14 protein-coding genes and 1 tRNA gene are annotated in these 15,152 nt (G+C 38.2%); 6 read left to right on the forward strand and 9 right to left on the reverse strand.

The window, feature by feature from the left end:
* The first annotated feature begins 69 nt into the window (after positions 1-69).
* Together BM266_RS08165 and BM266_RS08170 are read left to right on the forward strand one after the other, a co-directional pair.
* A complete protein-coding gene (locus tag BM266_RS08165; RefSeq protein WP_093408168.1) occupies positions 70-1,224 on the forward strand; it encodes a DNA polymerase III subunit in 1,155 nt (384 codons plus the stop codon).
* Between the two features lie 2 nt (positions 1,225-1,226).
* Positions 1,227-1,622: a DoxX family protein gene (locus tag BM266_RS08170; protein WP_093408170.1), complete on the forward strand. Its 396-nt coding sequence runs from the start codon at positions 1,227-1,229 to the stop codon at positions 1,620-1,622.
* A 69-nt stretch (positions 1,623-1,691) separates the two neighbouring features.
* Here the strand turns inward: BM266_RS08170 and BM266_RS08175 are convergent, their stop codons facing one another.
* From BM266_RS08175 to BM266_RS08195, 5 genes are all read right to left on the reverse strand, one after another.
* Complete coding sequence (locus BM266_RS08175; protein ID WP_093408173.1) at positions 1,692-2,204, reverse strand: OmpH/Skp family outer membrane protein; 513 nt, start codon at positions 2,202-2,204, stop codon at positions 1,692-1,694.
* Positions 2,205-2,437: 233 nt separating this feature from the next.
* Complete coding sequence (locus BM266_RS08180; protein WP_245760409.1) at positions 2,438-3,286, reverse strand: class I SAM-dependent methyltransferase; 849 nt, start codon at positions 3,284-3,286, stop codon at positions 2,438-2,440.
* 80 nt (positions 3,287-3,366) lie between these two features.
* Positions 3,367-5,238 (reverse strand): tRNA uridine-5-carboxymethylaminomethyl(34) synthesis enzyme MnmG, encoded by a 1,872-nt coding sequence (mnmG, locus tag BM266_RS08185; protein WP_093408175.1) that lies wholly within the window; start codon positions 5,236-5,238, stop codon positions 3,367-3,369.
* A gap of 10 nt (positions 5,239-5,248) precedes the next feature.
* Positions 5,249-5,686: an rRNA maturation RNase YbeY gene (gene ybeY, locus BM266_RS08190; RefSeq protein ID WP_245760410.1), complete on the reverse strand. Its 438-nt coding sequence runs from the start codon at positions 5,684-5,686 to the stop codon at positions 5,249-5,251.
* Complete coding sequence (locus BM266_RS08195; RefSeq protein WP_093408178.1) at positions 5,661-8,924, reverse strand: DUF4175 family protein; 3,264 nt, start codon at positions 8,922-8,924, stop codon at positions 5,661-5,663. The genes ybeY and BM266_RS08195 overlap by 26 nt, the downstream gene beginning before the upstream one ends.
* A gap of 155 nt (positions 8,925-9,079) precedes the next feature.
* On the opposite strand from BM266_RS08195, the gene gltX reads away from it, so the two are divergent.
* Positions 9,080-10,597 (forward strand): glutamate--tRNA ligase, encoded by a 1,518-nt coding sequence (gltX, locus tag BM266_RS08200; protein ID WP_093408306.1) that lies wholly within the window; start codon positions 9,080-9,082, stop codon positions 10,595-10,597.
* A 109-nt stretch (positions 10,598-10,706) separates the two neighbouring features.
* Positions 10,707-11,696: an SPFH domain-containing protein gene (locus BM266_RS08205; protein ID WP_093408181.1), complete on the forward strand. Its 990-nt coding sequence runs from the start codon at positions 10,707-10,709 to the stop codon at positions 11,694-11,696.
* A 97-nt stretch (positions 11,697-11,793) separates the two neighbouring features.
* Here BM266_RS08205 and BM266_RS08210 read toward each other — a convergent pair whose 3' ends face one another.
* The 4 genes from BM266_RS08210 to BM266_RS08225 all read right to left on the reverse strand — a co-directional run bounded on the left by BM266_RS08210 (position 11,794) and on the right by BM266_RS08225 (position 14,552).
* Positions 11,794-12,027 (reverse strand): DUF6327 family protein, encoded by a 234-nt coding sequence (locus BM266_RS08210; protein ID WP_093408183.1) that lies wholly within the window; start codon positions 12,025-12,027, stop codon positions 11,794-11,796.
* A gap of 3 nt (positions 12,028-12,030) precedes the next feature.
* Positions 12,031-12,381: a phage holin family protein gene (locus tag BM266_RS08215; protein WP_093408186.1), complete on the reverse strand. Its 351-nt coding sequence runs from the start codon at positions 12,379-12,381 to the stop codon at positions 12,031-12,033.
* 12 nt (positions 12,382-12,393) lie between these two features.
* The gene (locus BM266_RS08220; RefSeq protein WP_093408188.1) at positions 12,394-12,747 is read right to left on the reverse strand and encodes a YtxH domain-containing protein; all 354 of its coding nucleotides are present in this window, start codon (positions 12,745-12,747) and stop codon (positions 12,394-12,396) included.
* Between the two features lie 128 nt (positions 12,748-12,875).
* A complete protein-coding gene (locus BM266_RS08225) occupies positions 12,876-14,552 on the reverse strand; it encodes a glutamine--tRNA ligase/YqeY domain fusion protein (RefSeq protein ID WP_093408190.1) in 1,677 nt (558 codons plus the stop codon).
* A gap of 114 nt (positions 14,553-14,666) precedes the next feature.
* On the opposite strand from BM266_RS08225, the gene folB reads away from it, so the two are divergent.
* On the forward strand, positions 14,667-15,023 hold the full coding sequence (gene folB / locus BM266_RS08230) for a dihydroneopterin aldolase (RefSeq protein ID WP_093408193.1): 357 nt from the start codon (positions 14,667-14,669) through the stop codon (positions 15,021-15,023).
* Between the two features lie 52 nt (positions 15,024-15,075).
* A tRNA-Cys gene (locus tag BM266_RS08235) sits at positions 15,076-15,146 on the forward strand.
* Positions 15,147-15,152 lie beyond the last annotated feature (6 nt).

The raw sequence follows: 15,152 nt of genomic DNA on the forward strand, positions 1-15,152 counted from the left end.
GTAATGCTTTAATTACAAATATAAATTTTTCGGAAGATATAAAAGTGCATATAAGTTTTATATTTGCTTATGCTTTTTGAAGATATAATAGGCTTAGCCCACATAAAAAAACATCTTACCACAACTGCCGATAATAACAGGATTCCGCATGCGCAACTTTTTGTTGGAAATTCTGGAAGCGGCACTTTACCAATGGCGATTGCCTACGCCCAATACGTTTTGTGTAAAAATACCGGTGGCGAAAATAAATATGGTAAAGAGGCCTGTAACCTAAGATTTAAAAACCTTGCTCATCCCGACCTTCATTTTGCCTTCCCTGTTGCAAACAACGAAAAAATAAAAACCCACGCCGTTTCAGGCCACTTTATGGAGGAATGGCGCAATTTTGTAAAGTCTAACCCCTATGGAAGTTTATTCGATTGGTACCAGGATCTCGGCATTGAGAACAAACAGGGCAAGATAGGGGTAGATGAAGCTCAGGATATTGTGAAATCCCTTTCTTTAAAAGCTTATGAAGGCGGCTTTAAAGTAATGCTGATCTGGATGGCGGAAAAGATGAATCGCGAAGCCGCCAACAAGTTGTTAAAATTGATTGAAGAGCCACCAAACAAAACGCTTTTTATTCTTATTGCTGAAGAAGAAGAGCAGATCATTCAAACCATAAGATCCAGGTGCCAAACTCTGCATTTCCCACCCTTGCCCGAAGCTGAAATTGCAGAACACATCATTAAAAAGGAAAACTGCAAGCAGGAGGAGGCGCTAAAAATAGCACATCAGGCAAATGGTAGTTACACCAGGGCTTTGCATCTTTTACAAAATAATGCAGGGGACGAACAATTTGAAACCTGGTTTATTAATTGGGTAAGAAGTGCTTTCAAGGCAAAAGGAAATAAATCCACTGTTTTAGAGCTAATCGCCTGGAGCGAAGAAATTGCTGGACTGGGAAGAGAAAGCCAGAAGAGTTTTCTCCTGTATTGTATGGATTTTTTCAGGCAGTCGCTTATGTATAATTATAAAGCAAATAGTTTGGTATATCTGGAACCCAGGACAAAAGGATTTCAAATAAAAAATTTCGCTCCCTATGTGCATGGTGGAAACATCCTGGAAATTAACCAGGCGCTGGAAGAAGCTATCTACCACATTGGTCGCAACGCAAATTCAAAGATTGTTCTTACCAACCTTTCAATCAAACTAACTCGATATCTGCATAAAAAAACCACATAATTATGACAAACCTTTACAACTTTATTACCGAAATACTTATCCTCCTATTTATTCTGATTACTTTTTTGCAATCGGGTATAGATAAAGCTACCGACTGGAAAGGAAATACAGGCTGGTTAAAGGAACATTTCAAAGAAACTTTTATGGGTGGAATGGTTCCACTTATGGTCGGGATTATAATGATACTTGAAATAATAACAGGCTTATTGGCCGTATTAGGAATAATATGGATCCTTTTATACAATAATTCCGCCTGGGCATTCTATACATGTCTTATGGCTGCTATTACTCTTTTAATGCTTTTATTCGGACAAAGAGTTGCCAAAGACTACGCCGGGGCATTTACAATTACAGGTTACTTTATTGTAGTGATTTTTGGGATTTATCTACTATCTTAAATTTTATTTCACATCCAAAAATAACCAAAGCCCCGAATGGGGCTTTTTTGTTCTCTATTTAAAAAGGAATTAGTCTTTCTTATAAGAAGCATTTAATTCTTCCAGAATTTCTTCGGTGATATCCAATCCATCCTTAGCATACATTATACTGGCAGATTCATTAGAACCAAAAATATAAGTGTACCCGTTTTCCTTACCGTATTCCTCTACATAATTTTTAACCTTCTCTACAATAGAATCAATTGCGGCATCACTTTCCTGGCGTAACACACCTCCCCTTTGTTGCTGCTGTTGTTGTAACTGCTGCTGTTTCTGCATAAGCTCCTGCTCTCTTTCCTGGCGTTGTGCCTGGGACATGGAATTCATTTCAGACTGGTATTCCTGCACTTCTGCTTGGAAGGCGCTGGCTACAGAATCCAATTCTCCTTTAACAATATCTGATTTCTTACTGAATTCGGCTTCAACGTCTTTCATTTCCTGATACTCCTGAATAAGTTTGGTGGTATCAACATAAGCTGTTTTTTCCTCATTACAGGAAACAAAAAATACGGAGAGAACCGCAATTAAAAATAATTTCTTCATTTTGTTAAATTTTGTTTAGACAAATGTATAAAACTAAAATCTTTAAATTTTAGATATACAAATCATATTTAGTCTGATATTTAAAAAAGCTATGGACAAAAGGAGTTAAATAAGTATCCTTTATTGAAAATCAGGCGCTCCTGTTGATTCTGAAGATAAAAAACAAAAAGAGCCAGATCCTACGTCATTTGCAGCATGAAAATGCTTTAAATAAGCTTAAAATAAGAATTTGGCTATTTTCGGAAGAAATATACCAAAGAAGAATATTCAGAAGTCCTTTTTGCCTGCTGGTTTGATTTCCATCCCCGAAAAAAAGCTTTTGTGGGATTCGAAGAACAGGTCTTGTTTTTTTCAGAAAGCAGGCTCACATAATAAGCGTCAAAAATTAAAGGTCGGGTTTCGATTAAATGAAACTCAAACTGAGAAAATAATTTTTTAATTCCGTTTTGTGAAAAATGCCAAAGGTGACGAGGCACATCATAAGCGGCCCAAAACTCCCGATAATATTTCGCATCATAACTTTTATAATTGGGTACAGCAATTACCAAAATTCCATTCTTATTTAGAAGGTCTTTTAATATGGAGATTTCTTCTTCAAGATCGGGAATGTGTTCCAGAACATGCCAGAGACAGATAACATCATATTTTTCTCCTTTAAATTCTGAAAGCTCTTTTTTAAGATCGAGATCTTTGAGAATTGCCAGATCCCTGGCAGATTTATTTGGTTCTACACCGCTTACCAGCCATCCTCTTTTTTTCGCATTTAAAATAAAATCTCCGGTTCCTGCGCCTACTTCCAATAATTTTCCCGGTGACTTTAATGTTTCAATCCAATTTAATTTTTGATCGAGCATGTGTTTTTTTACAAGCTGATAAATTCTATTGGTTATTCCCTTGGAAGAATCTGTATGGGAAATGTAATTTTCACTTTCATAATAGGAACCTAAATTTTGAGGAACAGGAATGGTTTTTAAAATTTCAAATTCAACCAGAGGGACGAGCTGAAACTTTTCATCAGAAACCAAAAAATCCCTGCACTCAATAAATGCCTTTTTGCTTATTTCTATTTTGGTGCCTGCCAAGAGTAAAAATTAAATATTGTTTGTATTGTGTAAAAAATTACGCCTTAGATTAAATTGTTCCACGTGGAACTACTTGTTTTTTATCTTCCCATATAGACCAACAGAACCGAAACATCATTGGGGCTAACTCCGCTAATACGGGATGCCTGAGAAACGCTTGTAGGTTGAATTTTATTAAGTTTTTCCCTGGCTTCAAAAGACATTGATTTAATCCTGGAATAATTAAAATCATTAGGGATTTTCACATCTTCCAGTCTGTTAAGTTTATCGGCGTTGTTTTTTTCTTTAGCAATATAACCGGAATACTTCACCTGAATTTCGGTTTGTTCCAGCATTTCTGAATTCAATTCATTCTCCTGTATAAATTCCTCAACACCCGGAAAGATTCGAACATCTTTCATTTCAATATTCGGCCTGGAAAAGATTTTAAAGATCTTATCGCTTTGTTTCATAGGGGAGGAATCATACTTCTCCAAAATCGGATTTGCATCTTCAGGAGCAACACTTTTATCCTTTAAAAAATTCACGAAGGCAAAAGATTTATCTTTTTTTTCCTCCATTTTTCGCATCCTATTTTCAGAAGCCAAACCTAATTTATAAGACTTTTCAGTTAATCTGAAATCGGCATTATCCTGTCTCAAAAGAGTTCGGTATTCGGCACGGGAAGTAAACATTCGATATGGCTCCTCTGTACCTTTAGTTATTAAGTCATCGATTAAAACACCGATGTAAGCTTCATTCCTTTTAAGAACAAATTCTTCTTTTTCCTGAATTTTAAGGGCGGCATTTAAACCGGCCATTAGTCCCTGAGAAGCTGCTTCTTCATACCCCGTGGTGCCGTTTATTTGTCCTGCAAAGTATAAATTTTCAACCAGTTTGGTCTCCAGGGTATGTTTGAGCTGCGTTGGAGGGAAATAATCATATTCTATCGCATAGCCGGGACGGAAGAATTTCACATTTTCAAAACCGGCCACAGATCTCAAGGCTTTAAACTGAACATCCTCAGGCAGGGATGTAGAAAAGCCATTCACGTACACTTCTACGGTATTCCATCCTTCAGGTTCAACGAAAAGCTGGTGACGATCCTTATCAGCAAACCGGTTAATTTTATCTTCAATTGATGGGCAATACCTCGGCCCAATACTTTGAATTCTTCCGTTGAACATAGGAGACCTTTCAAAACCCTCTTTAAGGATCTCGTGAACCTCATTAGAAGTATAGGTCATATGACAAGATCGCTGTTTACTCAAAGGTTTTGTCTCATCCAGAAATGAAAATTTAGAAGGTACATCATCTCCCGGTTGCTCGGTCATTTTTGAATAATCCAGGGAACGGCCGTCAACTCTTGGCGGGGTTCCGGTTTTCATTCTGCCCGATTCAAAACCAACATCAACAAGATCTTTTGTGATTCCGGTCGCAGCTCTTTCCCCTGCTCTACCTCCACCAAAGTTTTTATCGCCTATATGAATTAGGCCATTTAAAAAAGTGCCATTGGTTAGAACTACAGATTTGGCTTTTATCTCCAGACCCAGGGAAGTTTTTACACCAACAACCTTATGGCTTTCGATAATCAAACCAGCAACCATTTCCTGGTAGAAGTCCAGGTTAGGAGTTTGTTCAAGTCGAAACCTCCAGTCTTCGGCAAACCGCATTCTATCGCTCTGCACCCTCGGACTCCACATTGCGGGGCCCTTGGATTTATTGAGCATTTTAAACTGGATTGCACTGGTATCACTAACCAAACCGCTGTAACCCCCCATCGCATCTATCTCACGAACAATCTGTCCCTTGGCGATTCCGCCCATAGCAGGATTGCAGCTCATCTGTGCGATGTTTTGCAAATTCATTGTGATTAAAAGGGTTTTACTTCCCATATTCGCAGCAGCTGCAGCGGCCTCGCTTCCCGCGTGACCGGCACCAACTACTATAACATCATATTCATTTTCAAACATAAATTTTCCCTTATTGTTCCACGTGGAACATTGCAATCTTTTCGTCTTCTTTCTGTCGCATCAACTCCCTTTCGCTTTCAGTTTTATCCCTGAATCCACAAAAATGCAGTATTCCGTGAACCAAGACTCTTTTTAATTCCTCCTCAAAATCCACATTAAATTCCTGGGCATTTTCTTTTACCCTTGCGACACTTATAAAAATATCCCCGGCCAACTGATCCTCCACAGAGTTATCGAAACTAATAATATCGGTATAGGTATCGTGATCCAGATATTGTAGGTTTATCTTATGCAGATAGTCGTCATCGCAAAAAATAAAATTGATTTCATCAATGCTTTTTCCTTCAGAATCGATAACCCGTTCCAGCCATTGCCGATGAGCAACCTCATCTTTGAAATTAAAATCGGTTTCTGAAAAAAAGTTAATCTGTTCCTGTTCCGCGCTCAAAATAGTTTTTTACTTTTTGTTTATAAATTTCGCGCAAAGGTAAGATTTGTCTGTTTAAAATTTCAGTCTGATTAAAATATTCTTTTGCCTTAAGGTTTTGATCTTTAGCAGGATTGGCAAATTCAATTGTATTGGTTTCACTTTTTCTGATATTGTCTTCACCTTGCTGTAATCTGGCCTGATCAAATTTTAATAATTCGTGCATCAAATTAGTCATTCGCTCAAGGCCTTGAGGGCTAAACCCTTTATCTAATAGCCGTTCTTCCAACTCCTGCATATTCTTCTTCAAATTATCCCCATCAGGACCCTGACCGTCCTTCTCCAATAATTTATCCAATTGCATTCTTAGTTCCTGCTGTTCCTTATAAATATCAAAAAGATCACCATTCTCCTCCTCCTTGCCATATCCCTCTTGTTTCTCACTGCCTTCTTCTCCTTGTTTTTTTTCAAGGCCTTCCTGAAACTTCTGCTGTAATTCCTCCTGCTTATGAATAATGTCCGGTAGTTGAAATTCCTCTCCTTCGCCGGCACCCTTTCCCAATTGCGGATTAGCCTGCTGTTGCATAGCAGATAAAATATTACTTAGCAAATAAGCCAGATCATTGGCGCCGGTCACAACATACTGTTGGCTGGCAGTCCCCTGTGGAAGTTCATTCTCTGCAAGTCTATCTAAAGCTTTATCAATATCAAATTCTATATCAGATAATTTATCGGTTATCTGTTCACTTATCATCGGGTTCTTTAAAGCAAGACTATACAAACTGTCATCAATATGCCTGAAATTTTCCCTTAGATCATTCTGAATATTTAAATTCCCGGCAAACATAGGGTCCTCTCTGTTTATCGATTTAAATGACTCCAATAAATCCTCCTGCTGAAAGGAAAATTTTACAAGATTATCAAGAATTTGTCGCAGACTTTCAATATCTGCTTTTAATTGTTCTCCGGATTGTGCCTGCATTTGTTCCTTCATTTTAGAACTCATCTCTAACATTTTCTTCGCTGCATCCCTTTGCTTTTCTTTTGCTCCGGCAGGTTGATTATTCTCTAAATTCTTTTCTGCATCCTGCTGATCTTTCTTTATACTTTCTTCATCCACTTTATCCCGATTAAGGTCTACAGGTTCTTTTAGACGCTCATTATCTTTTTCAAGCTCGTCCAACTGCTCCCTGAATTGATCAAATTCCTCGGAAATTTTTTGTTGTGATTCTATTCCATTCTGCTCCTCATTTTCGGAAATTTGATCCTGTTGCTCAGCCAATTTTTCCAGTTCTCTGGCTAATTTTTGATTCTTTTCCTCCACATAGTACCGCTTTGTTAATTCAAGCAGTTGCTCCATGTTACGTTGCTGAGTCTGATTTCTTTTGGAAAGCTCTTCCAGTTTATCCCCCAACTCCTCCCTGCTTATTTTTTCAGAAAATTCCTTTAACTCTTCCATTAAAGCTTCATTTTCCTCTAGGCGCTCTTCATTTCTGTCAAGCCTTTTCTTTAATTCTTCTTTGTAGGAATTTTCTTCTGTAGTCCTGTGCTCTTCCTCAAGACTTTTCTTAAGCTTTTCAGAATAATTTTTCATCAATTCATTCTGCTGCTTTTGCCTTTCCAGAAAATCAGTGAGCTTCCTTTTTTCGTTATAATCAAAAGATTTATTTTCTTTTTGTATACGGGAAAGTTCACGTAATTCTTCTTTCGAATACTCCATTTCTTCCAGGGACTTATTAATGTTTCGAATGGATTCCCCCTGTTGAAGCAGTTTTTTCTCCTCTATTTCTTCCAGGCTTTTCTTTCTAAAGCCAAAAACCTCACTCCGGCTGCTTTTAGATCCTTTCACCGCGTCATTATCGAAAACCTGAAAATAATAAAGGTAATTTACCCCTCTTTCCAGGTCGAGATCTCCCGGAAAAGTAAAGAGAAAATTAGCAAAGGATTCTTTTGCAACAGGAATTGAAATCTTCTTCAAACTATCGCTGGCACTTTCAGGATAATAAACCAGTTCCAATTTATTCACGGCATAATCATCTGAAACTTTTCCGTAGAAATAACTGATTTCTTCATCAATACTATCAGTTTTTTTTACTACTTCAATTTCCGGAAAACGATCTTTGATGATATCAATTTTATAAGAAACCGGTTCAAAATCCCGAATTTTAGTATTAGAGGAACTAAGTGAATAATTTAAGGTAGAAGACAACCTCGTCTGGTGGGTTACCATCCCCGATTCTACTTTCAGATTAAGAGTAGAATCGGGTAAATTAAAATGGACTTCCTCTGTTTCCCGTGTTTTTATTCTCCAGCTAACCTCCGTCCCTTCAGGAATCCGGGCGTTACCTGTCCCTGAGATTGATTCATCCCTCTTACCGGTGTAGCCGGGATAATCAAAAATCATCTCAAGATTTATAAGCGTAGGTACCTTGATTACATCAAGTTTATAGGGAGCGGAAGAAATGCCATTGGAACTAAGCCTGAACTCAAGATCTTCCTGAAGCCGTTTAAAAGTATATTCAAAAACTCCGGGTTCCACCTGTTTTAAAAGATAATCCTGGTTATTATAATTTACGCTTACTCCTGCCGGTCTCACCTCCCCAATGGTTTTTACTTTTAAAGTGAAATCGCGGTTTTCACGCACTTCTAGGTTTTGATTTTCTATTTGGAAATAAAAAGGTGCCGGCGGATCAAATACCGTATTATAATTCACCACCCGCCCGTAAGATTCAGAAAAGAATGAAGAGTTTCCCGTAAACAGAATAGCTAAAAATATAATGACCGGAAAAGCAGCCCATTTTAAATACCTGAGACTGGTTTTAAAATCTACCGCTGAATTAAAAGGAATTGGATCCAGCTCCCGGGCTTTTTGATCTATTCCCGCAAGTAATAGATCCGATCTTTTTTCTGAATTTTTAAGCTGAAGAAGGTTAAGCAGTTTGTCCTTCACCTCAGGGAAATGCTCCCCAATAATCCGGGAAGCATCTTCTTCAGATAGCGTTTCTGATAATCTCAATAATTTGGAAAGCGGAATGGCTATAAAATAAACCAACAAACCCACTTCAATACCGATGAAAAGCCAAAAAAGGATCTTCCGCACTGCGGTGTTAAGCCAGAAAAAATGTTCTATGGAAAGTATCAGTAAAAAATAAAGTAAGCCAACTGCGGTAAAGAGAATTGCTCCCTTTAGCAGTTTATTTATGTAATATTTTGATATAAAAGCACTTAGCTTATTTCTTACCTTGCTGTAATTTTCCATCGACAACTTCACTTTCAAGCTTAAAATTACAATTTTTATCCTTTTGAAGCAGAATGGATTGCAGGTAAGTTGATTTTAAAAATTATTCAAGCTCCTGGGACAAGTGTTTAGGAATGCTGCCTAAAGCTTGTATCTTTGTTTTTAAAATTAAAATTATGAGTGCTAAAGTAAGGGTACGTTTTGCGCCAAGTCCTACGGGACCACTGCATATTGGCGGAGTTAGAACTGCTTTATATAACTATTTGTTCGCGAAAAAACACGATGGGGATTTTGTACTTCGTATTGAAGATACAGACCAAAACCGTTATGTGGACGTAGCAGAACAATATATTATCGATTCACTAAACTGGTGCAATATTCCTTTTGATGAAGGCCCGGGAAAAGAAGGAGATTTTGGTCCCTACCGCCAAAGTGAGCGTAAAGATATTTATAAGGAATATGCCAATAAGCTGGTAGAAAGCGGGCAGGCTTATTATGCTTTTGATAAAGCAGAAACCCTGGACGATCATAGAAAAGACCACGAAGCCAAAGGCAAAACCTTTATTTATAATTGGCATAACCGCCTAAAACTGGATAATTCACTTTCTCTTTCTGAGGAAGAAGTGAAGATAAGACTCGCTGAAGGGGAAGATTATGTAATCCGGTTTAAGTCTCCTGAAAGTGAGATCCTGAATCTCCAGGATGAGATTAGGGGTCATATGGAAATCAATACCGAAATTCTTGATGATAAAGTGCTTTTTAAAAGTGACGGAATGCCAACCTATCACCTCGCCAATATTGTTGACGATCACCTGATGAAAATCACCCATGTTATTCGTGGGGAAGAATGGTTGCCTTCCTTAGCACTGCACGTGATGATTTACCGCGCTTTTGGATGGGAAGCACCTAAATTTGCCCACCTTCCGCTAATTCTTAAACCGCAAGGCAAAGGTAAACTCAGCAAGCGCGATGGCGATAAACTGGGCTTTCCGGTATTTCCTTTGGAATGGAAAGATCCCAAAACCGGAGAAGTATCTGCCGGATACCGGGAAGATGGATATTTTCCTGAAGCAGTTACCAATATGCTGGCCTTTTTAGGATGGAATCCCGGAACAGAGCAGGAATTTTTCGATATAAATGAATTAACCCAGGCCTTTGAACTCGACCGGGTACATAAAGGCGGCGCAAAGTTCGATCCTGAAAAAACAAAATGGTTTCAGCAACATTACCTTCAGGAAGCAGATAATGCTTTTCTGGCGAAAGAATTTCAGAAATTACTTCAGGAAAAAAAGATCAATGTCGATCTTGATTATACAAAAAAGGTTGTTGAGATCGTAAAGGAGCGGGCAATTTTTGTAAAAGATCTTTGGGAACAAGGCGATTATTTTTTCATCTCCCCTACTTCATACAATCCCAAAAACGCAAAAAAAGCCTGGAAAAATGATACTTCAGAATTGATGCAGGAACTAAGCGAGCTTCTGAAAAAACAGGAAGATTTTTCGGCCGCTGCAATTCAGGAAAATGTGAAATCATGGATAGGTGCTAAGGAAATAGGCTTCGGAAAAGTTATGCAGCCTTTCCGTCTGGCCCTTGTAGGCGCTATGCACGGAGCCGATCTTTTTGTTATTGCAGAAAGTATCGGGAAAGAAGAAACGCTTAAAAGAATTGAAAAAGGGATCTCGACTCTGGGATAAACTTATAAATTAAATTAAAGCCGGAAGGGACTATGTTTTCTTCCGGCTTTTTTTGTTTCTAAAGTGAAGCAGATAATTTGCTATCTTGATAAAAATATAAAAACACATTATGAGCTATATTTTCTTACCCGTTATTCTTGTTATTGGACTGGTTATTCTATTCTCCGGAATTTTTATAGTCAGGCAGCAATCGGCTGCTATTGTTGAACGTTTTGGAAAGTTTCAACGCATCAGTAATTCCGGATTGCATTTAAAAATTCCCATTTTTGATAATATCGCCGGCAGGATCAATTTAAAGGTACAGCAACTCGATGTTCTCATTGAAACTAAAACCAAGGACAATGTATTCGTTAAACTGAAGATCTCTGTGCAGTTTCAAGTGGTGAGATCCAATGTTTACGATGCTTTTTATAAACTTGAAAGCCCATCAGATCAAATTACCTCATATGTTTTCGACGTTGTTCGGGCCGAAGTTCCAAAAATGAGACTCGATGATGTTTTTGAAAGAAAAGATGACATTGCCATTGCCGTTAACCGGGAACTTAACCAGGCGATGCAGGATTACGGTTACGACATCATTAAAACACTTGTAACAGACATTGACCCAGATGTGGAGGTGAAGGCTGCCATGAACCGGATAAATGCCGCAGAACGCGATAAAGTGGCTGCAGAATACGTAGCTGAGGCCGATAGGATTAAAATAGTAGCTAAGGCTCGGGCCGAAGCAGAAAGCAAACGCTTACAAGGCCAGGGAATCGCCGATCAAAGAAGGGAAATAGCACGCGGACTTGAGGAAAGTGTAGATGTTTTAAATAATGTGGGGATAAACTCGCAGGAAGCTTCAGCATTAATTGTGGTCACCCAGCACTATGACACCCTTCAGGCCATTGGAGAAGAAACCAACAGCAACCTGATCCTTTTGCCTAATTCTCCCCAGGCAGGTAGTGATATGCTAAATAATATGGTAGCTTCATTTTCTGCATCCAATCAAATAGGTGAAGCTATGAAAAAACAAAATGAGCAGCAGGAAAGAGATAAGAAAAGGGAAAGCACTACAAGAAAAAATAAAAGAAATAACAAAAGTGATCTTGAAGAGTAAGCAAAGGTTTGTAAAAGAAAACAGCTGTGTAAAATAAAGAGAAATGAGCGAAAACGCATCTAATTTCATCTTATTCACACGGCTGCTAATCTTAATTTTAATTCTTGACCGTTGCGGTTACTCTTTTAAGTCCGGTTAGTTTAGTTACGGCTTTCAAGACGAGCGCTTTTTCCAGAATTGAACCTACGATACTTCCCGCAATTGAAAGTGGAGAAATACTTTTTTTAGCCTGTTCGATGCTAAGTTTGATCTCCTCTTTATCTATTTCGGTTTGAAGTTTTAATATCTTTAAATCTCTATCAATATCTTCAAAAGAACTGTATTCTCTCATAAGTTAGTCGTTAAAGAAAATTCTGGAGAATTTTTGTAGCATAAGTTTTTCTATAGGTCTTTTTCCGAATACTAAAATCAGTATGAATAAAAGAATATAGAATCCTGCTACAATAAAATACCCGGCACTTGGTTGGCCAATGGCTTCACTTATTGCAATAGCCACAGCAAACGAAAGCAGGAAAAAAGCTATGACCGTTATAGCACCCAAAATAAGGAATCGCACCAAAGAGGTGGCTCCACTCATTGCCTGCTTAAAGAATTTAAGTTTATAATATTCGGCATTTGTATGAGCAAATGCCTGAAGATTCTGATTTAATTCGTTAAGACTGTTGGATAGTTTTTCGAATGCCATAAATAAGTTATACTATGCTTTTTTGGCTTTAGTTTCAGCGTCCTTATTAAGTTTAGAATTTTGCTTTCTCAATTCTTCGAGTTTAGACTCCATAGCAGAAAGTATATCATCGGCTTTATGGCTTGCAGAAGAAAGGGTTTCACCCAAGCGCTCTTCAAAATCCAATCGGGCCTTCTTAGCCTTTTCAGTTAAATTTGAAGAAGTTTCGTTGTATTTCTTATTAAAACGTTCCTGAGCTTTATCAGACTCGCTCTTAATTCTTTTTCGGGTTTTCTCTCCACTCTCGGGAGCATACAATAATCCGATACCTGCACCAATAGCGGCTCCTGTAATAAGGGCTAAAAGTGTATTTCCTGTATTTGCCATAATAGTTTTTAGTTTAAATTGATTCTAGTTATTTCCAAATATACAAGAAGCTTAGTAGCACCGCTGTTAATAACCGGTTAATATGTTAATTTCCTTTACTAAATTATTCTTAAAGACGAGTTGAGACTTTATTTCTTCTTAGCCCAGGAATCGCGAAGACTTACCGTACGGTTAAATACTGGTCTCTCTTCTGTAGAATCCTTATCTACACAAAAATACCCAATACGCTGAAACTGGAACTTATCCTGAACTCCGGCATTTTTTAAACTTGGTTCCAGATAACCGGTAATAAGCTTTAGAGAATCCGGATTGATAAATACGGTAAAATCCTTCTCTTTATCAGCATCAGGAGCCTCGACTGAAAACAACCTGTCATAAAGCCGTATTTCGGCTTGCAGGGCATGTTTTACCGAAACCCAATGCAAAGTACCCTTAACTTTTCTAAGCGATTCCTCGGTGCCGCTACCGCTTTTACTTTTGGGATCGTAGGTGCAGTGAATTTCTGTAATATTCCCTTCAGCGTCTTTTAAAACATCTTCCCCTTTAATAATATAAGCATTTTTAAGCCTCACCTCTTTCCCAAGGGTAAGCCTGAAAAACTTGCGATTTGCACTTTCCTTAAAATCTTCTCTTTCAATATAAATTTCCCTTGAAAAAGGCACCTCTCTTGTTCCGGCACCTTCGTCTTCAGGGTTATTTTCTGCCATAAGCAATTCTTCTTTTCCTTCAGGATAATTGGTGATCACAACTTTTACCGGGTCGAGAACACCCATAACTCTTGGAGCTATCATATTAAGATCTTCTCTCGCGTGAAATTCAAGATGGGCTACATCTATCATATTCTCGCGCTTACCAACCCCGATGGAGTCGGCAAACTTCCTTATGGAGTTTGGTGTATATCCCCTACGTCTCAATCCGGAAATAGTAGGCATTCTTGGGTCGTCCCAGGAGTTTACAAATCCTTTTTCTACCAATTGCATCAGTTTTCTTTTACTAACAACAGTATGACTTAAATTACGACGGGCAAATTCCCGTTGTTTGGGTTGCATTTCTCCAGGTTTGCTTACTTTTTCAACAAACCAGTTATAAAGTTCGCGGTGAGGCAGAAATTCCAGCGTACAAAAAGAATGTGAAACTCTTTCTATAAAATCACTTTCTCCGTGAGCCCAGTCATACAATGGGTATATCATCCAGTCATTCGCGGTGCGATGGTGGCTTTTATGCAAACACCTGTACATTACCGGGTCTCTCATAATCATATTTGGAGAAGCCATATCAATTTTAGCTCTTAAAACGTGGCCCTTTTCAGGAGTCTCTCCATTCTTCATTTGTTCGAACAGCTGCAGATTTTCTTCTGCGGAACGATCCCGGTAAGGACTGTTTTTCCCAGGCTCGGTAGGAGTTCCTTTTTGAGAGGCTATTTCTTCAGAAGTCTGGCTATCAACATAGGCATGCCCATTTTTGATTAACTCAACCGCCCAGTCATACAATTGCTGAAAATAATCTGAAGCATAACATTCTTCTGCCCATTTAAATCCTAACCAAAGAACATCTTCCTTTATAGCATCAACAAATTCCTGTTCTTCTTTAATGGGATTGGTATCATCAAAGCGCAGGTTTACAGGAGCATTGTATCGTTCCCCTAATCCGAAGTTTAAACAGATTGAAGAAGCGTGACCAATATGCAAATAACCATTCGGCTCGGGCGGAAACCTGAATTTTAAATCTTCTCTTGTATGTGTAGATCTCAGATCTTCTTCTATAATTTGCTCAATGAAATTGAGTGACTTTTTTGTTTCTGACATAATGGACTCTTTAAAGGCCCAAAATTACTTAAAATTAACCTGATTATAAGGTGCATTCTCTATTTTGATACTTATAACTTCGATAGGACTTGTTATCTTTGAAAAAAAATAAAAGTGGGAAAAATTAAACTGAAAAATATAAGGGTTTTTGCTTATCACGGATGCCTGGATGAAGAGGGTAAAATTGGAAGTGACTACCGGGTAGATCTAAGCGTAAAAGGAGATCTGTCTAATTCTGCTAAAACCGATTCTTTGAGCGATACTATAGATTACGTACATTTAAACCGAATTGTGAAAGAAGAGATGGGCAAAAGGGCTAAACTTCTGGAAACAGTTGCTGAAAAGATTATAAACCGCATTCTTGAAGAAATTATAATGGTCCAGGAAGTTAAGGTAGATGTTTCTAAAATAAATCCTCCAATTGGCGGAAATGTAGCGATGGTTACCGTTAGCAGAAGCAAATCGCGTTAATTATTGGGTTTAGAACCTAAAAATTTTATTACATTTGCCAACCGTATAAAACGGCATCGTGGCCGAGTGGCTAGGCAGAGGTCTGCAAAACCTTGTACAGCGGTTCGAATCCGCTCGATGCCTCAAAAA

The sequence above is a fragment of the Salegentibacter flavus genome (genome assembly GCF_900115145.1).
GTDB classification, from domain to species: Bacteria; Bacteroidota; Bacteroidia; order Flavobacteriales; family Flavobacteriaceae; genus Salegentibacter; species Salegentibacter flavus.

Bases quoted from the DNA above. Each gene is read 5' to 3' on its own strand.
- BM266_RS08170 (WP_093408170.1), top strand. From the start codon at position 1,227: ATGACAAACCTTTACAACTTTATTACCGAAATACTTATCCTCCTATTT.
- BM266_RS08215 (WP_093408186.1), bottom strand. From the start codon at position 12,381: ATGGCATTCGAAAAACTATCCAACAGTCTTAACGAATTAAATCAGAAT.
- BM266_RS08225 (WP_093408190.1), bottom strand. From the start codon at position 14,552: ATGTCAGAAACAAAAAAGTCACTCAATTTCATTGAGCAAATTATAGAA.
- mnmG (WP_093408175.1), bottom strand. From the start codon at position 5,238: ATGTTTGAAAATGAATATGATGTTATAGTAGTTGGTGCCGGTCACGCG.
- BM266_RS08195 (WP_093408178.1), bottom strand. From the start codon at position 8,924: ATGGAAAATTACAGCAAGGTAAGAAATAAGCTAAGTGCTTTTATATCA.
- BM266_RS08210 (WP_093408183.1), bottom strand. From the start codon at position 12,027: ATGAGAGAATACAGTTCTTTTGAAGATATTGATAGAGATTTAAAGATA.
- gltX (WP_093408306.1), top strand. From the start codon at position 9,080: ATGAGTGCTAAAGTAAGGGTACGTTTTGCGCCAAGTCCTACGGGACCA.
- BM266_RS08165 (WP_093408168.1), top strand. From the start codon at position 70: ATGCTTTTTGAAGATATAATAGGCTTAGCCCACATAAAAAAACATCTT.
- BM266_RS08220 (WP_093408188.1), bottom strand. From the start codon at position 12,747: ATGGCAAATACAGGAAATACACTTTTAGCCCTTATTACAGGAGCCGCT.
- BM266_RS08205 (WP_093408181.1), top strand. From the start codon at position 10,707: ATGAGCTATATTTTCTTACCCGTTATTCTTGTTATTGGACTGGTTATT.
- BM266_RS08175 (WP_093408173.1), bottom strand. From the start codon at position 2,204: ATGAAGAAATTATTTTTAATTGCGGTTCTCTCCGTATTTTTTGTTTCC.